Below are 16,156 nucleotides of genomic sequence, written 5' to 3'. Positions count from 1 at the left end.
CCAGGGGTCACCGCGGGGCGACAGGCTCAGCGATCGGCGGTCGCGTGGATGGGGCCGTCGATGCCCGCCAGCCGCTCCCCGGTGCCGCCCCAGCGGCCCGCGATGATCTCCGCGGCGATGGACACCGCGGTCTCCTCCGGCGTCCGGGCGCCCAGGTCCAGGCCGATCGGCGAGGACAGCCGGCCGATCTCCTCCTTGGTCAGCCCCGCCTCGGTCAGCCGCGCCTCCCGCTCCTCGTGCGTGCGCCGCGACCCCATGGCCCCGACGTAGGCGACCGGGATCCGCAGCGCGACCTCCAGCAGCGGGACGTCGAACTTCGGGTCGTGGGTCAGCACGCACAGCACCGTGCGCTCGTCGATCCGGCCGGCGTCGACCTCCGCCTGCAGATACCGGTGCGGCCACTCGACGATCACCTCGTCGGCGTCCGGGAATCGCTTCGGGGTCGCGAACACCGGCCGGGCGTCGCAGACGGTCACCCGGTAGCCGAGGAAGGCGCCCACCCGGGCGACGGCCGCGGCGAAATCGATGGCGCCGAACACGACCATCCGCGCGCGGGGCGCGAACGCGTTCACGAAGAGCTCCAGGTCGTCGCCCCGCCGCTCGCCGTCGTGACCGAAGTGCAGGATGCCGGTGCGGCCGGCCGCCAGCATGCCGCGCGCGTCGGCGGTGACCGCGTCGTCCAGGCGCTGCAGGCCGAGCGTGCCCGAGGCGCGGTCCGGCCAGAGCACCAGCCGCCGGCCCAGCCGGTCGTCGGGCCCCTTGACCACGGTGACGACGGCGACCGGCTCGTGCCGACCGACCGACTCGGCGACCTCCCCGAGCTCGGGGAACGACTCGCGGGAGATCGACTCGACGTACACGTGGAGGATGCCGCCGCAGGTCAGGCCGACGGCGAACGCGTCGTCGTCGCTGACGCCATAGCGCTCCAGCGTCGGCTCGCCGGTGGCGACGACGTCCTTGGCCTCCTCGTAGACCGCACCCTCGACGCAGCCGCCGGAGACGCTGCCGACCGCCGTCCCGTCGGGCCCGACGAGCATCGAGGCGCCGGCCGGGCGCGGGGCGGAGCGCCAGGTGGCCACGACCGTGCCCATCCCGACCGTCTCCCCCGCCTGCCACCAGCCGACCAGCTCGTCCAGTACCTCACGCATGCTGAATCACTCCTGTCAGCTCCTCGAACGCGGCCATGCTGTGGCCCGACACGAAATGGTCGATCGACGGCAGCGCGGCAACCATCCCCCCGGTCAGCGGTTCGTAGCCGCTGCGGCCCTTGTGCGGGTTCACCCAGACGACCGCGTGCGCCAGCCGGCGCAGCCGCACCATCTGCTCGGCGAGCAGCTCCGTGCCGCCACGCTCCCAGCCGTCACTGCACACGACGACGACGGCGCCGCGGGCCGTGCCGCGCTGACCCCACCGGTCGAGGAACGCCTTGAGCACCTCGCCGAGCCGGGTGCCGCCGGACCAGTCGGGGATCGCCGAACCGCTGGCCGCCAGTGCCTTGTCCGGGTCGCGCAGCCGCATCTCCCGGGTCACCCGGGTCAGCCGCGTGCCGATGGTGAACACCTCGGTCGACGCCGGTCGCGCCCGCACGGCTGCATGCGCGAACCGCAGCAGGGCGTCCGCGTACGGCGACATCGATCCGGAGACGTCGATCAGCAGGACGACGCGGCGCGGCCGGGGGGTGCGCCGACGGCGCAGCAGCCGGGTCACCTCGCCGCCGTCGCGCAGCGCCCGCCGCACCGTCCGGGACGGATGGACGGCGCCCCGCGGGCTCGGCCGCCGCCGCCGGGCCGGCCGCATCGGCGTCGCCGGGCGCAGCAGCGCGAACAGCCGGCGCAGGTGGTCGCGCTCGGCCACCGTCATCTCGGCGACGTCCCGGTGGCGCAGCACCTCGTCGGCGCTGGCCTGGGTCGCGAGCTCGGGCGGATCGGGGGCGTCGTCGTCCTGGCCGGTGCCGGACTCCAGTGGCGCGGTCGTCGTCAGCTGGGGGCGGCTGCGCTCCTGCGGGCGTGCCGGCCGCGGCGCCTCGCCGGCGAAGTACGCCGCGAACGCCGCGTCGTAGCGATCGAGGTCGTCCGGGCCGCCGCACAGCGTCAGCCGGCCCGCCCAGTACACGTCGGTCGCGTCCAGCACGTCCAGCGCTCCGAGCGCGGCGAGCATCGCCTCGACGCGATCGGGCGACGCCGACACACCTGCGTGGCGCAGGGTGCGGGCGAACCCGAGGGCGGTTTCGACGACGTCACGCACCGAAGAGCGCTCCCCGCGCGAGAGCGTGCACCCGGTCGGTGTCCTCGCGGTACTTGAGGACGGCGCCGAGCGTGCGCGCGGCGAGATCCGGGTCGAGGTCCCGGGCGCCGAGGGTGTGCAGCGCGGTGGCCCAGTCCATCGCCTCGGCGATGCCGGGTGGCTTGAGCAGGTCCAGCGTGCGCAGCTTCGCCGTGGCTCGGGCGACCTCGCGGGCCAGTTGCTCGGTCACCTCAGGCAACCGCCGGCGCAGGATCGCGACCTCGCGGTCGAACTCCGGATGTTCCAGCCAGTGGTAGAGGCAGCGGCGCTTGAGGGCGTCGTGCACCTCGCGCGTGCGGTTGGACGTGAGGATCACCAGCGGCGGGGTGACCGCCCGGACCGTGCCCAGTTCCGGGATCGAGATGGTGAAGTCCGAGAGGACCTCCAGCAGGAAGGCCTCGAACTCGTCGTCGGCCCGGTCGACCTCGTCGACGAGCAGCACGCTCGGGGAGTCCTCCAGCGCCTGCAGGAGCGGCCGCGCGAGGAGGAAGCGCCGGTCGTACAGCGACGCCTCGAGCGCCTCGGTGTCCTGGTTGGCGTGGGCGGCCTCGGCCGCGCGCAGGTGCAGCAGCTGGCGGCCGAAGTCCCAGTCGTAGAGCGCCTGACTCGCCTCGAGGCCCTCGTAGCACTGCAGCCGGTAGATCGGGCGGGCGGTCACCTCGGCCAGCGCGTGGGCCAGCGCGGTCTTCCCCACGCCGGCCTCGCCCTCCAGGAACAGCGGCCGGTGCATGACCAGGGCGAGGTAGGCCGCCGTCGCGAGCCCCTCGTCGGGCAGGTAACCGGTCTTCTCCAGGGCCGCCGCCAGGTCGTCCGGTCCGGCGAAGTCCGCGGGTTCGGCGACGATCGGCTGCACGGTGGGCTCGCTCACATCTGCGAGCATCCCACCCGCGGGCGGACCGGTGGCCGGGCGAGGCCGGTCGGCGACGTCCCACGCGCGCACGGGACGATGCAGCCATGCCGGCTTCCACCGATGAGTTCCTCCTGGGCGACGACCTGCGGTCCTTCGTCGACGCCTCGCCCTCCCCCGCCCACGCGGTGGCCGAGCTGGCCCGCAGGCTCGCGGCGGCAGGGTTCACCGAACTGGCCGAGACCGACTCCTGGGCGCCCTCGCCGGGGGCCGGTCACTACGTGGTCCGGTCCGGCAGCCTGGTCGCGTTCCGGCTGGGGAGCCGGCCGCTGTCGGAAGCCGGACTGCGCATCATCGGCGCCCACACCGACTCGCCGACGTTCAAGGTCCGCCCCCACTCCGACGTCCGCCAGGCCGGGTACCGGCTGATCGGGGTCGAGCCGTACGGCGGCGGCCTGTGGCACACGTGGCTCGACCGCGAGCTCACGGTCGCCGGCCGGGTGGCGTTGCGGGGAGGGCGGACGGAGTTGGTCCGGTTGGCCGGCGCACCCCTGCGGCTGCCCTCGCTGGCGATCCACCTCGACCGCAGCGTGAAGGAGGGGCTGACCCTCGATCCGCAGCGGCACCTCGTGCCGGTCTGGGACCGCGACCTCGGCACCGAGCCGGGCCTGGCCGAGGCGCTGGCCGACGCGGTGGGCGCCGACCTGACCGACGTGGTCGGGCACGACCTGGTGCTCACCGACGTCCAGCCCGCTGCTGCCACCGGCGCGGACGGCAGCTGGATCGCCGCACCCCGGCTGGACAACCAGGGCTGCTGCCACTCGGGCCTGCTGGCGCTGCTCGCGGCCGCTGCGGGGCAGCGCACCCAGGTGCTCGTGTGCAACGACCACGAGGAGGTCGGCAGCGGGTCCATGTCCGGGGCGCGCGGGAGTTTCCTCGAGGACGTCGTCGCGCGGCTGGCCGCCGCGACCGATCCGGGCGACCCCCAGGCGGTGCACCGCGCCGTCGCCCATTCGGTGCTGGTCTCGGCCGACATGGCCCACGCCGTGCACCCGACCCGCTCCGACCGGCACGAGCCGGAGCACCGCCCGCAGCTCGGCGGCGGCCCGGTGCTGAAGCTGAACGCGAACCAGGCCTACGCGACCGACGCGGTCACCGGCGGCTGGTTCACCGAGCGCTGCGCCGAGGCCGGCGTGCCGGTCCAGCACTTCGTGAGCCGGGCCGACCTGCCGTGCGGGAGCACGATCGGGCCGCTGACGGCGACCCGGCTGGGCATCGCCACGGTCGACGTCGGCGCTCCCACGCTGGCCATGCACTCCTGCCGCGAGCTGGTCTCCGCACTCGACGTCCCGCTGATGGTCGCCGCCCTGACCGCCTGCCTGGAGAGCTGACGACGGCGGCCGCCCGGGGGTGTCCCGGGCGGCCGCCGTCGTTCTACGGGTGCGGTCGGGTCACATGCGGCGGTCGGTGTCCGTCGCGCCCTCGACCTCGATCTCCTCCTTGCGGAGGTTCTCCGCGACCTGCTCCTGGTCGGTCACCGTGGTCTTGTCGAGGCGGACGCGCTCGACCGGCACGGCCTCCTTCTCGACCACGGGCCGCTCGGCGTGCAGCGTGACCTCGTGCTCCTCCTCGCTGATCGCGGGACCGTCCATGGCGTTGCCGACGTTGGCGTCGGTGATCGGCTCGCGCTCGACGCGGACCTCTTCCCGCGTGACGGGGACGGTCTCGGTGACGTTCTCGGTGACGACGTACTTGCGCAGCCGGGCGCGGCCGATCTCCTCGGACCGGGTGCCCACGTTGAGGCGCTCCTCGGACCGGGTCATGGCGTCGTCCGTCGTGGGGCCGGAGGTGTCGTGGCCGACGGTGCCGCGAGTCTCGGCGCCACCCATGTTGCGCATCCCGGTGTCGGTCGTCTCGAAGCCGGCGGTCTCCGTACCGGTGCCGGTGCCCATGCCGTAGTAGCGGTAGAGCTCCTGCTCCTCCTGCGGCGAGAGGTGGCCGTCGGTGTCGATCTTCGGGGCGTCCTTCACCTGGGTCTTGGTGACGGGTACACGAACGCCGTCGTTGGTGAGGTCGGCGTTCCGGATCGGGACGAAGGACTCCTTGGTGCCGAACATGCCGGTGCGGACGGTGACCCATTCCGGCTGCCCGGTCTCGTCGTCGAGGTACACCTCGGCGGCGGACCCGATCTTCTCGCCGGACTCGTCGTAGACGTCCTGGCCGATCACTCGGCTGATGGTGTCGGTGCCGATCATGTGTGTGCGCTCCTGTCCGTGAACGGGTGTGCGGTCACTCGTCTGGGTGACCGTCGTCGCTCCGACGAAACAGGAACGTCCTGTACGTGATGCAAAGACACACCTAATCGCCGGTCGACCGTCGACCCGTCGCCGCTGCATTCGTGCTGGTCAGCCGACCTTTCGGTGGCGCGCAACCCGGTGCCGCAAGACCGCGACGGCGTCGTCACTCTCCGCACCTCTGCCTTCCGACCGGCGTGTCGTGTCGGACCCGGTCCGGCGCGTCGTCCGGGAACCGGCAGGGGTTGCTGCTTAGCGTCGACCGGTGCCTCCCCGCTCTCCGTACGACAGCCTCGTCCATCCCCGGACCGTCAAGAAGCCGGCCCCCTCGATCGAGGCCGAGAAGGACCTCGTGGTGGAAGACCCGAGCTCGGGCTTCGTGGGCGCCGTGATCCGGTGCGAGAAGGACGTCGTCCACCTGGAGGACCGCTTCGGCAAGGTCCGCGGCTACCCCCTCGGCCCGGGTTTCTGGGTGGACGGGCGCCCCGTCGTGCTCGTCCGGCCGAAGCAGAAGGGACCGTCGGGCCCGATGCGCAGCGCGTCCGGTTCGACCTACGTCGCCGGCGCGCGGGCACGGGTGGCGCGCGCCGGCCGCATCTACGTCGAGGGCAAGCACGACGCGGAACTGGTGGAGAAGGTCTGGGGTCACGACCTGCGGGTCGAGGGCGTCGTCGTGGAACCGCTGCACGGCGTCGACGACCTGCCGGCGATCGTGAAGGAGTTCCGGCCGACCCAGGGACGCCGGCTCGGCGTACTCGTCGACCACCTGGTGCGGGGCTCGAAGGAGTCGCGGATCGCCGAGCAGATCACCGGGGAGCACGCCCTGGTGGTCGGCCACCCGTTCATCGACATCTGGCAGGCCGTCAAGCCGTCGGTGGTCGGCATTCCGGCCTGGCCGGTGGTGCCGAAGGGCGAGTCCTGGAAGGAAGGCGTGTGCCGCCGGCTGGGCTGGGAGGACGACACCGGTTACGTCTGGGCGCAGCGGATCCTCGCCCGGGTCACGAGCTTCACCGACCTCGAGCCGGAGCTGCTCGGCCGGGTGGAAGAGCTGATCGACTTCGTCACCACGGACTGACGCCGGCCGCACTCCTGCAGCCGGACCTCACCCCACCCGGCTGACCATCGGCAGCCGCGAACGGACGACGAGACCCGTCACGGCGACGGCGAGCATCGGCACGGCGATCGCTACCCCCGCCAGCAGCAGCCACGGGATCACGATCACCGGGCCGGCAGTGTCCGTGCCGTACCCGGCGTGGACGGTCAGCGGCCCGGTCACGGCGATCCCCGGCGCGAACCCGACCAGCACGCCCAGCACCGCGCCCAGGCCCCCCACCACGGCGGCCGACCCCATCGCCACGAACCGGCGGGTGCGTGGTGCCGCACCGACGGCGGCCAGCGTCGCGAAATCGGGCCGGGCATCGGCGAGCGCCAGGCCGGTCGCGGTGAACGTCGCGATCAGCACCAGCAGGGCGCCGAGCCCGGCGAGGATCAGCCGCGGGGTCGCCAGGCCGTCCGTCCAGCCCCGCTCCACGTACAGGTGGGACGCGGGCGCCTGGGCGGTGAGGATCTCCGTCATCCGTTGCTGCTCGGCCGGGGTCACCGGTTCTCCGGGGCCCCCGATCAAGAGCTGCGTCGTGGCGAACTCCACCGGCAACCGGTCGGCGAGGAGGGGCGGGATCACCGGCGACGCCATGGTCAGCGGGACGTCCCGGGGTGCCGCGACCCGGGTGGCCGGCAGCGGGACCGACGTTACTTGCGACGCGTTGCCCCGGTCGTCGTACCGCACGACCGATACCTGCACCGACCCGTCCGGCCCCACCGCGCCGTCCCCGAGCACGGCGACCCGGCCACTGTCGACGGCCGCCGCCATCCGCGCGGCCACCGGCTCCGGATAGACCGCCCGCACGGCGGCGGCGTCGGCGACGACCAGATCGGGGCCGGTGCTGGAGCGCGGGTCCAAACCCTCCGGATACCACTGGCACTCGCCGGCGGAACCGGTGCAGCCGGCCCGCGTGATCGCCGCCGTCGCCGCGTCGGTGCCGCTGAACCGGACGGCCCGGAGCCGGTGCACGTCCCGGCCGGGGGCCTGGGCGGCCAGCATGCCCGCCACCCCCGTCCACGTCTGCTCGTCCATGTCACCCTGGAGCGTGGCCATTCCCATCGGCGTCTGCGGCAGGTAGTCCCGGCGGGACTGGGCGCTGTCGCTCGTGCTGCCGATGGCGAGCGCGGTGACGCCGGCGACCGTGGCCATGACGGCGGCGACGGCGGGCGCGGTGCGGCTGCGGTTCCGGGTGGCATCGCGGACCGCGAGCCGGCCGCTGGTCGGCAGCCGCCGGGCGAGCGGGGCGAGCAGCCCGACCAGCCACGGCGCCGCGGTGACCACGCCGACGACGAGGAGGACGGCGCCACCGGCCACACCCACCTCGTTGCCACGCGCACCGAGGACGACCGCTCCGATGCCGGCGGCGAAGAGCACCAGCCCGGCCACCGGCGACCGCCACGAGGTGCGCACCTGCCCGCGACGGCCGGCCAGGGTGCTGACGACGTCGGTGCGGGCCGCCTGGCGCGCCGGGACGTACGCCGCGACGAGCCCTGCGACGACGCCGACGAGCACCACGAGCGCGACGACCAGCGGCGACACGTCGAAGGGGCCGAAGCTCGCGTTCCGCAGCCGCTCCAGGATCGGCACCGCGGCCCGGGCGGCGCCCACACCGAGGACGGCACCGAGCACGGCCGCGCTCCCGCCGAGGAGCACCCCGACGGCGAGGACCACCCGGCGGAGGTCCGACGGGTTGCCTCCGGCCGCCGCCACCAGGGCGAGGTCGCGCCGTTGCCGCCGGACTCCGACGGCGAACGCCGGCCCGGCGAGCAGGACGATCTCGAGCACGACCGAGACGACGACCAGGGCCAGCACGGCCGCCGTCGTGGAACTGATCGAGGGGCCGCTCCCGTATTCCGCCGGCAACCAGGCGCTCGTCGGCGGGGGATCGAGCACCACCGGGCGGGAGACGGCGACCAGACCCGCCTCGTTCAGCTCGTGCACCGCCGGCCAGTCCAGCCCCCCCGGCACGGTGGCGTAGAAGACCGCGCCGGGTGACTGCAGCAGGTCGGCGTCCGCCGGTGGCAGGACGACCACCGGTCCGCCCGCCTGCTCCCCCACGCTGACCACTCCGACGATCCGGACGCGCACGGCGCCGGTGGTCAGCTCGAGCTCGTCCCCCACGCCGAACCCTCGGCGCGCGATCGTCGGACTGACCGCCACCTCGTCACCCGCGGTGGGCAGCCGGCCCTCGATCAGGGTCGCGGCGCCCGTCCGCATCGGATCGGTGAGATCGTCGGCGATCCCGGTGACCGGCGCGTAGCCGAGGCCGGTGCGGTACGTGATCCGGCCGGTCTCCGACTGCACGATCCGCGATCCGGCGGGCAGCGCCGCCGCCACCTCTTCCCGGGTCCAGGCGGGGTCGGCCGCATCCTTCGTGGCGTACACGTCGCCGGTCGCCGGATCTGCGTAGAGCGGGTCGCGGGACGCCCCTTCGATCCGGACGTCGGCCGCGCCGAGCCGGGAGGGCAGTGCCTCGACCGGGTTGACGTCGTTGGTCCGGTTGAGGGTGTCCGCCGCGACGACCGCCAGCACCGGCAGCGCGACCATCGCGATCACCAGCAGTGTCCGGCCCTTGTGCCGCAGCGCGTCGCGGCGGGCGATGCGCAGCGCCAGCCGCCAGCGCACCAACCAGGCGGTCACACGGCACCACCGGCGAGCAGCGACTCCGCGCCGGCGGCCGGTCCGCTCTGGTCGACGACCACACCGTCGCGGAGGAACACCACGCGGTCGGCCCAGGCCGCGTGCCGTGCCTCGTGGGTGACCAGCACGCCGGCTGCCCCGGCCTCGCACCGCGCCCGCAGGACCCGGAGCACCTCCTCACCGGTGGCCGAGTCCAGGGCACCGGTGGGCTCGTCGGCGAGCAACAGCCTTCGCGGGCCGACCAGGGCCCGCGCGATGGCCACGCGCTGCTGCTGGCCGCCGGACATCTCGTCCGGGAACCGGCCGGCCAACGCCGAGACGCCCACCTCCTCGAGCGCGGCCCGGGCGGTGCGCCGGGCGACGCCGCCCCGGACGCCGTCGAGCTCCAGGGGCAGGGCGACGTTCTCGATGGCGGACAGCGAGGGCAGCAGGTTGAGGTCCTGGAACACGTAGCCGACGCTGCGCCTGCGGACGGCGGCCACCTGCGCCGCCGACAGCGTCGCCAGGTCCCGGTCCTCGACGAGCACCCGGCCGGACGTCGGGGTGTCCAGGCCACCGGCGATGTGCAGCAGCGTGGACTTCCCGGACCCGGACGGGCCCATGACGGCGACCAGTTCACCCGCCCGGACGGCGAGGTCGACACCCCGCAGGGCGTGCACCGTGGTCCCGCCCTGGACGTGGTCGCGGGTGACGCCCGACAGCAGCAGCACCGGCGCGCTCATCGCCGCACCGCCTTCGGTGCGGTCTCGACGGCCGCCGACGGGGCCGGGCGGTTCAGCGCGGCGCGGGCGACCCGCGACTCGCAGTGGTCGAGCCAGCGGATCTCCGCCTCGGCCCGGAAGACGAGCGAGTCCAGCACCAGCGACCACGCGAGGTCGTCCCCGCCCCCACGGACCTTCAGCCGGGTCAGCTCCTGCAGCGACGCCATGGTCGCCGTCCGCTGGGTCTGCACCACCGAGACGACGTCCACGCCGGGCGTCGTGACGGCGAGCGCGAGCTTGATCGCCAGCTCGTCCCGGGGCGCGGCCTTGGGGCTGACCGGTGAGGTGAACCAGGTGCGCACCTCGGCGTGGCCGGCGTCGGTGAGCCGGTAGGCGATGCGCCCGTCGGCGTCCGGTGGCCCGTCCTGCGCGACCAGACCGTCGCGTTCGAGCCTGTCGAGGGTGGTGTAGACCTGCCCGACGTTCAGCGGCCAGGTCGCGCCGGTGGCCGCGTCGAACTCCGCCCGCAGCTGGTAGCCGTGGCTGGGACCGCGCTCCAGGAGCGCCAGCAATCCGTGTCGGATGGACATGGATACGGAGTATGCATACTGAGTATGCGGAGGGGAAGTACCCGAACGCGCTACTCGCGGATGTTCTGCGGCGCGGGGGCCGGAGGCCTCCCGCCGCGGAACATGGACACGCTCGACTCGACCGGTCCAGGCTCCTGGCCGCGGTGCGATCCGGAGGATCGCAGTGTCACAGCATCACCGAGGGACATAGTTGAACTCGTCCGGGTTCGGGCCGGTGCGCTCGCCGCGGTCGAGCGCGGAGATCGCCGTCATGTCGGCGTCCTCCAGCTCGAAGTCGAAGATCGCGAAATTCTCCTCGATCCGGCTGCGCGTCACCGACTTCGGGAAGACGACGTCGCCCCGCTGGATGTGCCAGCGCAGCGTGACCTGGGCGGGGCTGCGTCCCAGCCGCTCGGCGATGCGGCCGATCACCGGGTCGTCGGCCACCTTGCCGCGGGCGATCGGCGACCAGGCCTCGGTGACGATCTGGTGCTCGGCGTCGAACGCCCGCAGCTCGTCCTGGGTCAGGAACGGGCTGACCTCGATCTGGTTCACGGCAGGCGTGATCTCGCTGGCGACGAAGAGGTTGCGCAGGTGGTGGGGGTGGAAGTTGGACACCCCGATGGCCTTCACTCGGCCGCTCGCGTAGATCTCCTCCATCACCTTCCACCGCGCGACGTGGTCGGCGACGGCCGGCAGCGGCCAGTGGATGAGGAAGAGGTCGAGGTAGTCGAAGCCCAGGTCGGACATCGTCTGGTCGAACGCGCGCAGGATGTCGTCGCGCTCGAGCCTGTTGTTGTTCAGCTTGCTGGTGACGAAGACGTCCTCGCGCGGGAGCCCGGAGTGGCGGACCGCCTGGCCGACCTCCCGCTCGTTGCCGTACATCTGCGCCGTGTCGATGTGCCGGTAGCCGATCTCCAGGGCGGAGGTCGCCGCCTTCACCGTGTCCTCGGGCTTGATCTGGAAGACGCCGAACCCGAGCTGCGGGATCTGGACGCCGTTGTTCAGGGTCAGGGTGGGCACGGTTGCCACAGGGGGTTCCTTCCGATCGGGGAGAGCGGCGCGCGAGTCCGGCGCCTGCCTGCAAGCCCCGCTACCCGAGGGCACTCGTCTCAACCAGAGCCTCGATCAGAGCTCGGTGCGCGCCGCCCAGAGATCGGGGAAGACCACGCGGGCGGCGCTGCGCTCGAGCCAGGCGAGCCCGGCCGAGCCGCCGGTGCCGGGCTTGGCGCCCATCGCCCGCCGCACCGCGGTCACGTGCCGCTGGCGCCAGGTCGTGAACTCCTCGGCGACGTCGGTGAGCGCCTCGCCCAGGGTGAAGAGGTCGTTGCCGGGTCGTGGATCGGCGTAGACGTCGGCCCACAGGGCGGTGAGCGCGGGGTGCGCCTCGTGCGGCTCGGTGCGGTCGCGGTGGAGCACGTCGGCGGGCACCGGCAGCCCGCGGCGGGCGAGGTAGACGTGCACGTCGTCCTCGAGCGACGGCGCCGCCAGGGCGCGCTGCAGGTCCGCGTACACGGCCGGCAGGGCGCGGTGCGGGCGGACGACGGGCTCCGCCTTCAGCCCGAGCAGGAACTCCACGTGGCGGTACTCGTAGGACTGGAAGCCCGACGCCTCGCCGAGCTGCTCGCGGAAGCCGTTGAACTCCGCCGGGGTCATCCACATCAGCGAGCCCCAGGTGGCGTTCAGCGAGCGGAGGTGGTGCACCGATCGGCGGATGGCCGCGACCGCGCCGTCCAGGTCGTCGTCCCGCAGGCACCGCTGGGCCTGTTCCCACTCCCGGCGGAGCAGGGTGAACCACAGCTCCATGATCTGGGTGACGACGAGGAACGACGGCTCGGCCGGGTGATCGGTCACGGTGCGGACGAGGCCCTGCAGCTCGCGCACGCCGACGTACTGCTCGTACGGCGTGACCTCGGCGAACTCGACGAGGGGCTCGGCCGGGGCCTGGACGCCCTGGGCCGCCGACCCGCGCAGCTTCCTGGTGCTCACCGGCTCAGGATCCCTGCGTCGTGCCGGCGCGGGGAAGGCGCCCTGCCGAGCACGCCGGCCCCGCAGAGCGCCAGGACGGCGGCCAGCGCCGCGGCGAGCGCGGGGACGGCGAAGGCCGCCTCGGCACCCCACGCGTCCACGGCCGCGCCGGCGACCGCCGAGCCGGCCGTGACACCGAGCGTCAGACCGGTGATGGTCCAGGCGAGGGACTCGGTGAGGACACCGGGGCCGACCCGGGACTCCACCAGGGACGTGCCGGACACGAGCACCGGTGCGATCGTCAGCCCGGCGAGGAAACCGCAGGCGATCAGCAGCGGCAGCGAGCTGACCGTCCAGAGCAGTTGCGCGGCCAGCCCGAAGGCGACCGCGGTGCCGACGAAGCGCGCCGCGAGCGTCCCGGGCAGCCGGGCCAGCCCGTACACGAGCCCGGCCACGAGGCTCCCGCCGGCGAAGAACGCCAGCGCGGCGCCCGACATCGCCGGAGCCCCCTGGGCCTGCGCGAAACCGACCACCACGACGTCGATGGCGCCGAACACGGTTCCGACGGCCCCGTACGTCACGACGACGACGAGCAGGGTCGGGGTGAGGACCGACGACCATCGGCGCGCCGGTGCGTCCGCGTCGCGGGGGTGCCGCGGCGGTTCCGTGGCCCGCTGCGAGGCCAGCCACAGGCCGCCTCCGGCGCCGAGGACGACACCGGTCAGGAAGCCCACGGGCGGGGCGATGAGCGTCGCCAGCACTGTCACCAGCGGCGGGCCGACGACGAACACGACCTCGTCCACCACGGCCTCGAAGGCGAACGCCGTCTGCCGCGCAGCCGGATCGAGCACGGCCGACCACCGGGCCCGCACCAGGGAGCCGATGTTCGGCCCCGTCGCACCGACCGCGGCGGCGAGGGCGAACCAGCTCCAGCGCGGACCGCCGGCCACGACCGCGGAGACGAAGGCGGAACCGGTGAGCAGGAAGGCCGCCATGGCCCAGCGCAGGACGGGCGCCTGGCCGCGGCGATCCATCGCGCGGGCCCACTGCGGGCCCGCGAGGCCGTAGGACAGCGCGAGCGTGCCGGACACCGCGCCGGCCAGTCCGTAGCTGTCCGAGGCCTGCTCGACCAGGAACACCGAGCCCAGGCCCAGCATCGGCGCCGGGAGGCGGCCGACCCAGCCGGCGATCGAGAACGCCGCCGATCCCGGCACGGCGAACAGGCGGACATAGGGACTGAAGACGGTGCGGGGTGACACGGTTCTCTCGCGCTCTCTGGCCACGGGCGAGTGCGGGAAATCCTCCGCCGGTCTCTCGGGTGGCGCGCCAACCCTAGCCGGGCACCTCTCCCCTCGACCGGTGCTTTTCCTCGAACCCGCACTACATTCAGGGTGTGACCGCGACCAGCCCGCTGCCCGACCCCGTGGTACGCGGTGCTGCCCCGGTCCCGGGATCGGGCGGCCTGGTCGACCGGCACGGCCGCGTGGCCACCGATCTGCGGGTCTCGCTGACCGACCGGTGCAACCTCCGCTGCACCTACTGCATGCCGCCCGAGGGTCTCGACTGGCTGCCGAAGGTCGAGGTGCTCACCGACGAGGAGATCGGGCGCCTGGTACGGATCGGCGTCGAGCAGCTGGGCATCCGCGAGGTGCGCTTCACCGGCGGCGAGCCGCTGCTGCGCCCGGGCCTGGTCGGCATCGTCGCGGCCGCGACCGCGCTGGCGCCGCGCCCCGAGGTCAGCCTCACCACGAACGCGATCGGCCTGGCCCGCGTCGCCCCGGCGCTCGCGGCGGCCGGCCTGGACCGGATCAACTGCAGCCTCGACACGGTCGACCCGGCCCGGTTCAAGCAGCTCACGATGCGCGACCGTCTCGACGACGTCCTGGCCGGCCTGGCCGCCGCGCAGGAGGCCGGGCTGACGCCGGTGAAGGTCAACGCCGTCCTGCTCCACGGCATCAACGACGTGGACGCCGTCCCGCTGCTGGACTTCTGCCTCGAGCACGGCTACGAGCTGCGGTTCATCGAGCAGATGCCGCTGGACGCCCACCACGCCTGGACCCGGGGCCGCATGGTGACCGCGGAGGACATCCTCGAACGGCTGTCGTCGGCGTACACCCTCACGCCCGACACCGAGCCGCGCGGCGCCGCACCGGCCGAGCGCTGGCTGGTCGACGGCGGCCCGGCCACGGTCGGCGTCATCGCGTCGGTGACCCGGTCCTTCTGCGGGGCCTGCGACCGCACGCGGCTCACCGCCGACGGGCAGATCCGCAACTGCCTGTTCGCCCGCGAGGAGTCCGACCTCCGGACCGCGATGCGCGAGGGCGCCACCGACGAGGAGCTGGCCGACCGCTGGCGGATCGCGACCCTGAGCAAGCTCCCGGGCCACGGCATCGACGACCCGAGCTTCCTGCAGCCGTCCCGGCCGATGTCGGCGATCGGGGGCTGACGTGCCCGTCACCGTCCGCTACTTCGCGGGGGCCCGGGCGGCCTCCGGAGTCGACGCCGAGACCCGCGACGCGACGTCCCTCGACGACCTGGTCGGGCAGATCGTGGCCGACCACGGCGAGCGGCTGGAGCGCGTGCTGACCGCGTGCTCGTTCCTCGTCGACGGAACCTCGACCCGTAACCGGGCGTTGCAGCTGTCACCCGGTGCGGTCGTGGACGTCCTCCCGCCTTTCGCCGGGGGATGACCTGGCGGAAGGATGACGGCATGAGCTTCTTCGACAAGGCCAAGGCGAAGGCCGAGGAACTGCTGGGCCGGGCCGAGCAGGTGTACGGCCAGTCGCACGGCGACGCGGCCGCCACCGTCGCCGGCGAGGCCCACGTGCTGGAGGCCGAGGCCGAGGAGGAACAGCTCGAGCGCCGGGAGCACCGCGGCGAGGACCCCACCGGCGCACGCTGACGCATGCGTGCGGAGCGGGTGACCGACCGGGTCGCCTACCACGGCGAGGGCCCGGTCTGGTCGGAGAGCTGGGGCGGCCTGCGCTGGGTCGACATGCTCGCCGGCGACGTCCTGTCCCTGACCGACGACGGCACGGTCGCGCGCCGGCACGTCGGGCGGATCGCGGCTGCGCTGCGGCCCCGGCGGGGCGGCGGCGCGGTGATCGCGGTGGAGCGCGGCTTCGCCCTCGAGGACCCCGACGGCACCCTCACTCCGCTCGACCCGGTGTGGGCCGATCCGGCGGTGCGCATGAACGAGGGCGGCTGCGACCCCGACGGCCGCTTCTGGTGCGGCTCCATGGCCTACGCCAAGACGCCCGGCGCCGCGGCGCTCTACCGGCTCGACCCGGACGGCGTCGTGCACACCGAGCTCGAGGGCGTCACCATCTCCAACGGGCTGGACTGGAGCCCCGACGGATCACTGGCCTACTACGACGACACCGCGACGCACCGGGTGGACGTCTTCGACTACGACCGCGACACCGGTCTCACCGGGCGCCGTCCGTTCGTCCGGCTGGGCGATCAGGGCCGGCCCGACGGCCTGACCGTCGACGCCGACGGCGGCGTGTGGGTGGCGCTGAACGGCAGCGGGCTCGTGCACCGGTACACCCCGGCCGGTGCGCTCGACGCCGCCGTGGAGGTGCCCACCGCCCAGGTCACCGCGTGCACGTTCGGCGGCCCGCACCTGGACCAGCTGTTCATCACCACGTCGCGCGAGGGGATGGCGCCGGGCGACGACCCGATCGCCGGCTCGCTGTTCCGCGCGGACGTGGGAGTGGCCGGGCGGCCGGTGCGGGAGTTCGCCGGCTGAC

Annotated in this window: 16 protein-coding genes; 6 read left to right on the top strand and 10 right to left on the bottom strand. The window is 73.8% G+C overall.

The window, feature by feature from the left end:
- Positions 1–26: 26 nt before the first annotated feature.
- Genes AC2H4J_RS23370 through AC2H4J_RS23360 form a run of 3 tightly spaced genes read right to left on the bottom strand, consistent with a single transcriptional unit; the run spans position 27 to position 3,151 of the window.
- The gene (locus AC2H4J_RS23370; protein ID WP_487467322.1) at positions 27–1,148 is read right to left on the bottom strand and encodes an XdhC family protein; all 1,122 of its coding nucleotides are present in this window, start codon (positions 1,146–1,148) and stop codon (positions 27–29) included.
- Positions 1,141–2,244 (bottom strand): vWA domain-containing protein, encoded by a 1,104-nt coding sequence (locus tag AC2H4J_RS23365; protein ID WP_487467321.1) that lies wholly within the window; start codon positions 2,242–2,244, stop codon positions 1,141–1,143. The genes AC2H4J_RS23370 and AC2H4J_RS23365 overlap by 8 nt, the downstream gene beginning before the upstream one ends.
- Positions 2,237–3,151: an AAA family ATPase gene (locus tag AC2H4J_RS23360; RefSeq protein WP_487467320.1), complete on the bottom strand. Its 915-nt coding sequence runs from the start codon at positions 3,149–3,151 to the stop codon at positions 2,237–2,239. The genes AC2H4J_RS23365 and AC2H4J_RS23360 overlap by 8 nt, the downstream gene beginning before the upstream one ends.
- 86 nt (positions 3,152–3,237) lie before the next feature.
- Here AC2H4J_RS23360 and AC2H4J_RS23355 point away from each other — a divergent pair, with 86 nt between their 5' ends.
- Entirely contained in the window at positions 3,238–4,521 is a 1,284-nt protein-coding gene (locus tag AC2H4J_RS23355) for a M18 family aminopeptidase (protein WP_487467319.1), read from the top strand.
- A gap of 60 nt (positions 4,522–4,581) precedes the next feature.
- Here AC2H4J_RS23355 and AC2H4J_RS23350 read toward each other — a convergent pair whose 3' ends face one another.
- The gene (locus tag AC2H4J_RS23350) at positions 4,582–5,385 is read right to left on the bottom strand and encodes a DUF2382 domain-containing protein (protein WP_487467318.1); all 804 of its coding nucleotides are present in this window, start codon (positions 5,383–5,385) and stop codon (positions 4,582–4,584) included.
- A gap of 304 nt (positions 5,386–5,689) precedes the next feature.
- Between AC2H4J_RS23350 and AC2H4J_RS23345 the strand changes: the two genes are divergently transcribed.
- The gene (locus tag AC2H4J_RS23345; RefSeq protein ID WP_487467317.1) at positions 5,690–6,499 is read left to right on the top strand and encodes a DUF3097 domain-containing protein; all 810 of its coding nucleotides are present in this window, start codon (positions 5,690–5,692) and stop codon (positions 6,497–6,499) included.
- Positions 6,500–6,526: 27 nt separating this feature from the next.
- Here the strand turns inward: AC2H4J_RS23345 and AC2H4J_RS23340 are convergent, their stop codons facing one another.
- The 6 genes from AC2H4J_RS23340 to AC2H4J_RS23315 all read right to left on the bottom strand — a co-directional run bounded on the left by AC2H4J_RS23340 (position 6,527) and on the right by AC2H4J_RS23315 (position 13,663).
- Positions 6,527–9,166 carry an FtsX-like permease family protein gene (locus tag AC2H4J_RS23340; RefSeq protein WP_487467316.1) on the bottom strand — a complete coding sequence of 880 codons (2,640 nt, stop codon included), beginning with the start codon at positions 9,164–9,166 and terminating at the stop codon, positions 6,527–6,529.
- The gene (locus AC2H4J_RS23335; RefSeq protein WP_487467315.1) at positions 9,163–9,888 is read right to left on the bottom strand and encodes an ABC transporter ATP-binding protein; all 726 of its coding nucleotides are present in this window, start codon (positions 9,886–9,888) and stop codon (positions 9,163–9,165) included. Before AC2H4J_RS23335 ends, AC2H4J_RS23340 begins: the two co-directional genes overlap by 4 nt.
- The gene (locus tag AC2H4J_RS23330; RefSeq protein WP_487467314.1) at positions 9,885–10,457 is read right to left on the bottom strand and encodes a PadR family transcriptional regulator; all 573 of its coding nucleotides are present in this window, start codon (positions 10,455–10,457) and stop codon (positions 9,885–9,887) included. Before AC2H4J_RS23330 ends, AC2H4J_RS23335 begins: the two co-directional genes overlap by 4 nt.
- Positions 10,458–10,631: 174 nt before the next feature.
- Positions 10,632–11,468 carry an aldo/keto reductase gene (locus tag AC2H4J_RS23325; protein WP_487467313.1) on the bottom strand — a complete coding sequence of 279 codons (837 nt, stop codon included), beginning with the start codon at positions 11,466–11,468 and terminating at the stop codon, positions 10,632–10,634.
- A gap of 96 nt (positions 11,469–11,564) precedes the next feature.
- Positions 11,565–12,425: a tryptophan 2,3-dioxygenase gene (locus AC2H4J_RS23320; RefSeq protein WP_487467312.1), complete on the bottom strand. Its 861-nt coding sequence runs from the start codon at positions 12,423–12,425 to the stop codon at positions 11,565–11,567.
- Positions 12,422–13,663, bottom strand: a complete 1,242-nt coding sequence (locus tag AC2H4J_RS23315) for an MFS transporter (protein ID WP_487467311.1) — start codon at positions 13,661–13,663, stop codon at positions 12,422–12,424. Before AC2H4J_RS23315 ends, AC2H4J_RS23320 begins: the two co-directional genes overlap by 4 nt.
- 134 nt (positions 13,664–13,797) lie before the next feature.
- On the opposite strand from AC2H4J_RS23315, the gene moaA reads away from it, so the two are divergent.
- From moaA to AC2H4J_RS23295, 4 genes are read left to right on the top strand one after another with little or no spacing between them, the layout of a single operon-like run.
- Positions 13,798–14,850, top strand: coding sequence for a GTP 3',8-cyclase MoaA (gene moaA / locus AC2H4J_RS23310; RefSeq protein WP_487467310.1), 1,053 nt, complete (start codon positions 13,798–13,800; stop codon positions 14,848–14,850).
- Position 14,851: 1 nt separating this feature from the next.
- Positions 14,852–15,094, top strand: coding sequence for a MoaD/ThiS family protein (locus AC2H4J_RS23305; protein WP_487467309.1), 243 nt, complete (start codon positions 14,852–14,854; stop codon positions 15,092–15,094).
- A gap of 20 nt (positions 15,095–15,114) precedes the next feature.
- Complete coding sequence (locus AC2H4J_RS23300) at positions 15,115–15,306, top strand: hypothetical protein (RefSeq protein WP_487467308.1); 192 nt, start codon at positions 15,115–15,117, stop codon at positions 15,304–15,306.
- 18 nt (positions 15,307–15,324) lie between these two features.
- Positions 15,325–16,155 carry an SMP-30/gluconolactonase/LRE family protein gene (locus AC2H4J_RS23295; protein WP_487467307.1) on the top strand — a complete coding sequence of 277 codons (831 nt, stop codon included), beginning with the start codon at positions 15,325–15,327 and terminating at the stop codon, positions 16,153–16,155.
- The last annotated feature ends 1 nt before the right edge of the window (position 16,156 follow it).

It is taken from the genome of Blastococcus sp. OS1-29 (genome assembly GCF_057628075.1).
The sequence above is the reverse complement of the archived record's forward strand: the minus strand, read 5'-3'. Positions and strand labels throughout refer to the sequence as shown.

What these genes read in the sequence shown, in the direction of transcription:
- AC2H4J_RS23350 (WP_487467318.1), bottom strand. Translation starts at nt 5,385, where the DNA reads ATGATCGGCACCGACACCATCAGCCGAGTGATCGGCCAGGACGTCTAC.
- AC2H4J_RS23300 (WP_487467308.1), top strand. Translation starts at nt 15,115, where the DNA reads ATGAGCTTCTTCGACAAGGCCAAGGCGAAGGCCGAGGAACTGCTGGGC.
- AC2H4J_RS23355 (WP_487467319.1), top strand. Translation starts at nt 3,238, where the DNA reads ATGCCGGCTTCCACCGATGAGTTCCTCCTGGGCGACGACCTGCGGTCC.
- AC2H4J_RS23335 (WP_487467315.1), bottom strand. Translation starts at nt 9,888, where the DNA reads ATGAGCGCGCCGGTGCTGCTGCTGTCGGGCGTCACCCGCGACCACGTC.
- AC2H4J_RS23370 (WP_487467322.1), bottom strand. Translation starts at nt 1,148, where the DNA reads ATGCGTGAGGTACTGGACGAGCTGGTCGGCTGGTGGCAGGCGGGGGAG.
- AC2H4J_RS23330 (WP_487467314.1), bottom strand. Translation starts at nt 10,457, where the DNA reads ATGTCCATCCGACACGGATTGCTGGCGCTCCTGGAGCGCGGTCCCAGC.